This window comes from Flavobacterium sp., assembly GCF_024710485.1.
In the GTDB taxonomy this organism is placed as follows: Bacteria; Bacteroidota; Bacteroidia; order Flavobacteriales; family Flavobacteriaceae; genus Flavobacterium.
In genome coordinates this window covers 64,835-71,702 of record NZ_JANJUQ010000016.1, presented here as the reverse complement: position 1 = coordinate 71,702, position 6,868 = coordinate 64,835, and the positions used below count along the sequence as shown (strand labels likewise).

Sequence of the window (6,868 nt, the reverse complement as noted above, 5' to 3'; positions counted from 1 at the left end):
TTACCGTGGCACCCAACTTCATGAAAACACTTTGGATGTTATTATGGAAATCGAAATGCAAGACGTTCATCACGCAAGCCAAGGCAAAGGCAATAAAAGGCGGAAACAAAATAATTTTTTTGAAAATATCACTTCCTTTGGAAGCGCCTTTGGCAAAAATCCCGGCAGTGACAACCCCTAATGTAGCCATAACCACAAAAGAACCCGGTTGGTCGACAATGATGGCTGTTTTCAATCCCTCTTCTCCATACAAGGCTTGAATAATAGGAAAGCCTACAAAAGAAGTATTCCCTAAACCGGCAGTAATGATAAGGCAACCAATTAAGCGATTTGACCAACCTATTTTTTTGCCCAATGTATAAAAAAACAGGAATGACAGTACAAATCCAATCCAAGCAATTCCAAGCGGATAGAGCAAATCAGTTGTGACTGCAATTTTAGGGATGTAATACAACGCCAAAGCCGGCAAAGCTACATAAATAACAAATTGGTTTAGGGCCAGATGTCCATTTTTGGGAAAAGACGCAACGCTTTGAAGGGCTAAACCCATAATCAAACTCAAAAAAACTAAAAGAATGTTATCCATTCGATGCGGGAAATTATTTTGCAAAGGAACGCCAAAAAAAGGAAAACCATTCTAATCAAACCCTAAAGGTTTCTTAAAAAATGATGTGGTAAACTTATCGCACATTTTTTATTTTACTAATTTTACCCAAATGATTTTCCTTTGAAAAACTCAGCGAACCCTAAAAGTGCTTTACACGAAAAAGACGGCATTCCGCAACCGGAGAGCTTCAGTGCTTCGGCTATGGCTAAGGTATTGACGCGTCGCAAAGTACAGCCCAGTGCAGCCGAATTGGTGAACGGTATTTTGGCCGGAGATATCTCCGCTTTGAGTCGAGCCATCACCTTGGTGGAAAGTACTAATCCATCGCATTTAGCCAAAGCCAACGACATCATTTCGGCTTGTTTGCCACACGCTAATCAATCAGTTCGGATTGGAATAACCGGCGTTCCGGGTGTTGGAAAAAGTACTTTTATTGAAGCGTTTGGTAAATACCTTACCGGTTTAGGAAAGAAAGTGGCTGTTTTGGCTGTTGACCCGAGCAGTTCTATTTCACACGGCAGTATTTTGGGCGATAAAACCCGAATGGAGGAATTGGTTAAAGATCCGAATGCCTTTATTCGACCAAGTGCATCGGGGGAAACTTTAGGCGGTGTAGCGCGAAAAACGCGAGAAACTATCATACTTTGCGAAGCCGCCGGTTTTGATACCATTATCATCGAAACGGTTGGTGTTGGGCAAAGTGAAACGGCTGTACACAGCATGGTTGATTTCTTTTTACTGCTTAAAATTGCCGGTGCCGGTGATGAATTGCAAGGGATCAAACGTGGTATTATGGAAATGGCGGATGCTATCGTAATTAATAAAGCCGATGGTGACAATGTAGCTAAGGCTAAATTGGCTAAAACCGAATTCAACAGAGCCTTGCATTTGTTTCCTGCCAAACGTTCAGGCTGGATTCCGAAAGTAACCACTTGCAGCGCCTATGAAAAAACGGGGATTGACGAGGTTTGGCAATTGATTTCCACCTATTTTGAGTTGGTCAAAACCAATCATTATTTCGAAGAAAAACGCCAAAGCCAAAACCAGTATTGGATGATGGAAACCATTAATGAACAATTGAAAAATCATTTCTACCAACATCCGGAAATTGCAATGCTTCTGGAGCAAAATAAGAAAGCCGTGGAAGAAAATCAATTATCTCCTTTTGCTGCGGCTATGCAATTATTAGAAAAATACTTTAAGTAATTCAAAAACCATTTGTTGTAAAAATTAAAAGCCACGGAGAAAACTCCATGGCTTTAAATGACAACTCAAATAACCACAATATCTAGTTGCAATGTCTTTAGCAATACTCGAATTAAAAATTACCTTTTGGACAACGATAAAAATTAGCGGGTATTACAATTATCTTGACTAACAAGACAAAGATGAATGAATTTTGACAAAATCAACCTAGGTAAAAAACCCTATTTACCCTGTTTATTTAACCTAAAAAATTCCGTTGTTTAACGGATAAAAAAAGGACTTCACAGAGGATTAAATCTAAAAAAGTAATTGTTTCTTTATGTTTGCATAACTTTCAGGTCAATCCAACTTGATTTGTTACAGTAACTCCTAGTTAATGACGGTAATCTATGCTCAAAGATGACATCTTTTTTATTCAGCTTTGCTTTTACACCATAGGCTTTTTGAGCTTGGCCGTTGTGATTACTACTTTTCTAAACAGCTATTTTTCCTCGCGCATCTACAAATTTTACGGGGCATATCTTTTGGTAATCATAGCTTTTGTAGGAGTTGTGTATGTAAAAAACACCGAGTATACCAAAAAGTCGGAGATGCGACTAACCCTGAATTTAATAGCAGATTTACTGCAAATATTAAGTCATTTTTTCTTTTGTGGCTTTGTCTATTACGCCATGATTATGGAAGATGTCCGCTTTAAAAAGTTAAAAAATATTTATGCTGCTTTTCTTTACTTCACAATTGCCTATGTTGCATCTTTAATTCTTTTTCCGGATTTTGTAAGTAAAGATTTCATTTATTTTCTTTTGACTCGTATCATTATTTTTATCCTTTCACTCGTTTTTTATTACCATCTCTTCAAGAACTTAGATAAAATCTTTTTCCGCTTTCTGTTTGCTGCCGTAAGTTTTGTTTTTTTGAGTGGCTTGTTGGCTTTGTGGGATAGTGTGAGCAGCAACGGTTACAGTAAATATACCGGTTTTGACTATTTGTGTTACGGTTATTTTTTGGAGAGTCTTTGCTTTGTTGGTGCTATGATTTACAAATATTTCAGTATTGAAAAAGAAAAAGAAATAGCAACTTTGGTGCACAAACAAGAATTACTGTCAACGCAAAAAGAAATTCAAAAAGAAACTATTGAACACATTGGTCGGGAAATTCACGACAACATAGGACAAAAACTCACTTTGGCTAGTCTTTACACGCAACAATTGGAATTTGAAAACAAAGCACCGCAAATCAATCCTACTATAGAAAATATCAGTAATATCATTAACGAATCGATTGCAGAATTGCGTGAGTTATCGAAATCGCTTATTGACAATGCCATCGACACCAACACCTTGAGTGAACTTATTGAAAAAGAATGCGAAAAAATAAAGTTGCTCAACAAATGTTTCATATCCTATAAAACCAATGCACTAACAGCAGATTTAAAATATCAGGAAAAATCAATTCTGATTCGCATTGTGCAAGAATTCATCAATAACAGCATCAAGCATTCCAATTGTCACAATATTTTTGTCTCGTTGATGCACGAACAAAACACTATCGTTTTATCTTTGGAAGATGATGGAATCGGATTTAATCCCAAATCCATTTCAGCCGGACAAGGTATCGCTAACATGAAAAAACGAGCCGCCATTATTGAAGCCAAAATGGAATTCCAAAGTGCAGAAAATAATGGAACCCAACTCTTAATTAGATTACCATATGGGCACTAAAAAAACCATAGCCATAGTAGATGACCACATCTTGATAGCACAAGCTATCAAAGGAATCATAGCTAATTTTGAAAATTTCGAAACCATTTGCGAATGCGAAAACGGTCAGGAATTAATCGATAAAATAACGACTCACAATGCTTTACCCGACATTGTATTACTCGATATCAGTATGCCGGTAATGGATGGCTTTCAAACGGCTGATTGGCTGCAAAAAAACCATCCCGAAGTTTTAGTAATGGTATTGAGCATGCAAAACGATGAACAAAGCGTCATTAAGATGGTGAGAAATGGCGCCAAAAGTTATTTATTGAAAAACTCACATCCGCGCGAATTGGAATCGGCCTTACTGAAAATGGTAGAAAACGGGTTTTATTATCCTGAATGGGCCTCGAAAATCATTTTTTCAAGCATCAACAAAACCTCGAACGAAGCTTTATCCAAACTGACCGAAAGAGAAAAGGAATTCCTCAAATACACCATCACCGAGAAAAGCTATAAAGAAATTGCCGAACTGATGTTTTGTAGCCCGAGAACAGTTGAAAGTTACCGAGATAATCTTTTTGAAAAATTGAATCTGAAAACCCGAGTAGGTTTAGCAGTCTATGCGATTAAAAACGGATACGATCAGTAAAATTTACTCCTCGTAGGCTTCCATTTCTTTGTCGTAGAATTCTCCGGCCAAGGTAATCAGGTGCTCCATTTCACTTTCCAATTCGGTTTGGTCTTCGTCTTCCACATCTTCCAAAAACTCTACTTCATCGTCTTTTAAATTGATGATAAAACGAGGAAAATCAAGGTGAATGACAAAAATATCATCCGGAAAATCTGAGTTGTCTGCGAGTACGAATTTTGGTAATTCCATGTTGAATTATGAATTATGAGTTGTAAATAATGCGTTTTGCCACAACAACTTCTTGGTTAAATAATGAAAACGAAGGTACAAAAATATTGCGGCTGTTGTCAATCCGGCTAACAATCCTATCCAAACACCAACGGCTTTTAAATCGGTTTGCAATCCTAAATAAATAGATACCGGAAAACCAATAAGCCAATAGGCTACAAATGTAATGTACATTGGAATCTTTACATCTTGTAAACCGCGCAACGCACCGAGAACTACAACTTGAATGCCATCAGATATTTGAAAAAAAGCCGCCACTATTAACAATTGAGCCGATATAGCAATCACTTCTTGGTTTTCCAATAAGGTGGTGGTTTGCTCCATATTGACAAAGATATAAGGCAAAACATTATGCAACGCTATAAACAACAAAGCAAAAACGATTTCCAAAATAACCGTTAATAAAAATATAGACAGCCCTACTGTTCGCAACATCACATAATCTTGTTTCCCTTTTTGGTTACCAACCCTAATCATTCCGGTAACACTCAAGCCCATAGCAAACATAAACGTCAATGAAGCCAAACTTAACGCAATTTGATTCGCAGCCTGACTAGTGGTACCAATCATCCCGCACAACCATATCGCACCGGTGAACAAAGCGACTTCAAAAAACATTTGCATCGAAGACGGAAACCCCAAACGGATGATTTTAAGATTGATTTCTTTTTGAATCTCTTTAATCGTAAAGCCTTCAAAATAGTAGTGAAACTTGTTTTTGCTTTGCATAATGTAATGCATAAAAACCAACATAATAATACGAGACGCAATGGTTCCGATAGCCGCGCCAATGATGCCTAACTCCGGAAAAATCCAAATCCCGTAAATAAAAAAATAATTGATAATTACGTTAGCCACATTGCCAATAATCGTTGCCCACATGGAGTACTTTGTTTGGCTCATACCGTCGGCAAACTGCTTGTATGCTTGAAACATAATTAATGGTACCAACGAAAAACCTACAATATCTAAATAAGGTTTCGCCAGTTTAACTACTGCTTCCGGTTGGCCCATATAAGACAAAAGAGGTTTGGAAAAAAAGATAACACCAAACAAGAACAAGCCCAAAATGGTACACAAATACAATCCGTGATGAAACGCCAAACGACCTTCTTCCTTGTTTTCTTTTCCATGCGCTTCGGCTACTAATGGTGTTATCGCAGTGGAAAAACCTATACCCAGCGACATCGCAATAAAAACAAAACTATTGCCCAAAGAAACTGCCGCTAACTCTGTCGGGCCAATCTTGCCCACCATGATATTATCAACAATACCTACCAAAGTATGACCAATCATCCCTAAAATAACGGGATAAGACAACTGTAAGTTGTAACGAAATTCTTTGGTATATTGGGTTAAATTCACTTTGCCTTTTTTAAGCCTGCAAAGATAACACGTTTTACCCTTTCAATTGCGCGCGATAGACATCAATATTCGCTTTTACTTTCGGATCCAATTCAGGTTCCGTAATATCGGTAAGCGATTCTAATTTTTCCCAAATGGTTTGCGCTACAATATATCTCGCCACGCCTTTGTCATCCGCCGGAACCACGTACCAAGGTGCATAATCGGTATTGGTGTTATTGATGGCTTCTTCGTAATAACGCATATAATCGTCCCAACGTTCGCGCTCTTTCAAATCGCCGGTCGAAAACTTCCAATTGTCTTCCGGATTCTCCAAGCGTTTCAACAAACGAAGTCGTTGCTCCTCTTTACTCATGTGAAAATAAAACTTCAAAATCGTCGTGCCGTTTTGCGCAATGTGCTTTTCAAAATTGTTGATTTGCTCCATGCGATTCGTCCAAAAATCAGGCGTAATATCTTCCACCGTTTCAATACCGGGCAAATTTTCGAATAAAATATATTCCGGATGCACGCGCGTTACCAATACATTTTCATAATGCGTACGATTGAACACGGCAAACTTTCCTTTCTCGGGCAACGCCAAATAATGACGCCATAAATAATCGTGCTCCAACTCGGTCGAATTGGGCGTTTTAAAACTGTGAATCACCACGCCACGCGGATTGAACTCCTTAAACACTTCGCGAATCAAACTGTCTTTTCCGCTTGTATCCATGCCTTGTAAACAAATCAAAAAGGCATGCCGATTGTGCGCATACATCGCATCTTGCTTCTTGCTCAACTTCATTTGAACTTTATCCAACGCCAACACTTCTTCGTCTTTGTCGGTATCAATGTCTAATCGGGTGGGGATTTTCGACAAATCGATATTGCCTTTTACTCTAAAATCTTCGGGAGTGATGTTTTTCATACCTTCAATGTTTATATTTGTAAAAATAATATTTTTGGGAGCTGTTTCCGGCTTTACGCTCCAATCTTTTTATTGTTTTGTCACCCTGAGCGCAGTCGAAGGTTTTTTATTAAACAATAAAAAGGATTTCCACTACAATCCGGGCTAGTGATTAG

General features: G+C 38.1%; 7 protein-coding genes. 3 read left to right on the top strand and 4 right to left on the bottom strand.

Annotated elements, in window-relative coordinates; genetic code table 11:
• On the bottom strand, positions 1 to 586 hold a 586-nt coding region (locus Q0M21_RS03590; RefSeq protein ID WP_295334811.1), incomplete at its 3' end, for an AEC family transporter.
• A 141-nt stretch (positions 587 to 727) separates the two neighbouring features.
• On the opposite strand from Q0M21_RS03590, the gene meaB reads away from it, so the two are divergent.
• From meaB to Q0M21_RS03575, 3 genes are all read left to right on the top strand, one after another.
• Positions 728 to 1,813, top strand: a complete 1,086-nt coding sequence (meaB, locus tag Q0M21_RS03585; protein WP_295334808.1) for a methylmalonyl Co-A mutase-associated GTPase MeaB — start codon at positions 728 to 730, stop codon at positions 1,811 to 1,813.
• A gap of 389 nt (positions 1,814 to 2,202) precedes the next feature.
• Positions 2,203 to 3,534: an ATP-binding protein gene (locus Q0M21_RS03580; RefSeq protein WP_295334806.1), complete on the top strand. Its 1,332-nt coding sequence runs from the start codon at positions 2,203 to 2,205 to the stop codon at positions 3,532 to 3,534.
• The gene (locus Q0M21_RS03575; RefSeq protein ID WP_295334805.1) at positions 3,524 to 4,168 is read left to right on the top strand and encodes a response regulator transcription factor; all 645 of its coding nucleotides are present in this window, start codon (positions 3,524 to 3,526) and stop codon (positions 4,166 to 4,168) included. Before Q0M21_RS03580 ends, Q0M21_RS03575 begins: the two co-directional genes overlap by 11 nt.
• A gap of 3 nt (positions 4,169 to 4,171) precedes the next feature.
• On the opposite strand, the gene Q0M21_RS03570 is transcribed toward Q0M21_RS03575, so the two are convergent.
• Genes Q0M21_RS03570 through Q0M21_RS03560 form a run of 3 tightly spaced genes read right to left on the bottom strand, consistent with a single transcriptional unit; the run spans position 4,172 to position 6,713 of the window.
• Entirely contained in the window at positions 4,172 to 4,399 is a 228-nt protein-coding gene (locus Q0M21_RS03570; protein WP_283238924.1) for a hypothetical protein, read from the bottom strand.
• Between the two features lie 6 nt (positions 4,400 to 4,405).
• Complete coding sequence (locus tag Q0M21_RS03565; protein ID WP_295334803.1) at positions 4,406 to 5,803, bottom strand: MATE family efflux transporter; 1,398 nt, start codon at positions 5,801 to 5,803, stop codon at positions 4,406 to 4,408.
• 34 nt (positions 5,804 to 5,837) lie between these two features.
• Complete coding sequence (locus Q0M21_RS03560; protein WP_295334802.1) at positions 5,838 to 6,713, bottom strand: PPK2 family polyphosphate kinase; 876 nt, start codon at positions 6,711 to 6,713, stop codon at positions 5,838 to 5,840.
• Positions 6,714 to 6,868 lie beyond the last annotated feature (155 nt).

Excerpts from the sequence above, each read along its gene's own strand:
- Q0M21_RS03580 (WP_295334806.1), top strand. The coding sequence starts at position 2,203 with ATGCTCAAAGATGACATCTTTTTTATTCAGCTTTGCTTTTACACCATA.
- Q0M21_RS03560 (WP_295334802.1), bottom strand. The coding sequence starts at position 6,713 with ATGAAAAACATCACTCCCGAAGATTTTAGAGTAAAAGGCAATATCGAT.
- Q0M21_RS03570 (WP_283238924.1), bottom strand. The coding sequence starts at position 4,399 with ATGGAATTACCAAAATTCGTACTCGCAGACAACTCAGATTTTCCGGAT.
- Q0M21_RS03575 (WP_295334805.1), top strand. The coding sequence starts at position 3,524 with ATGGGCACTAAAAAAACCATAGCCATAGTAGATGACCACATCTTGATA.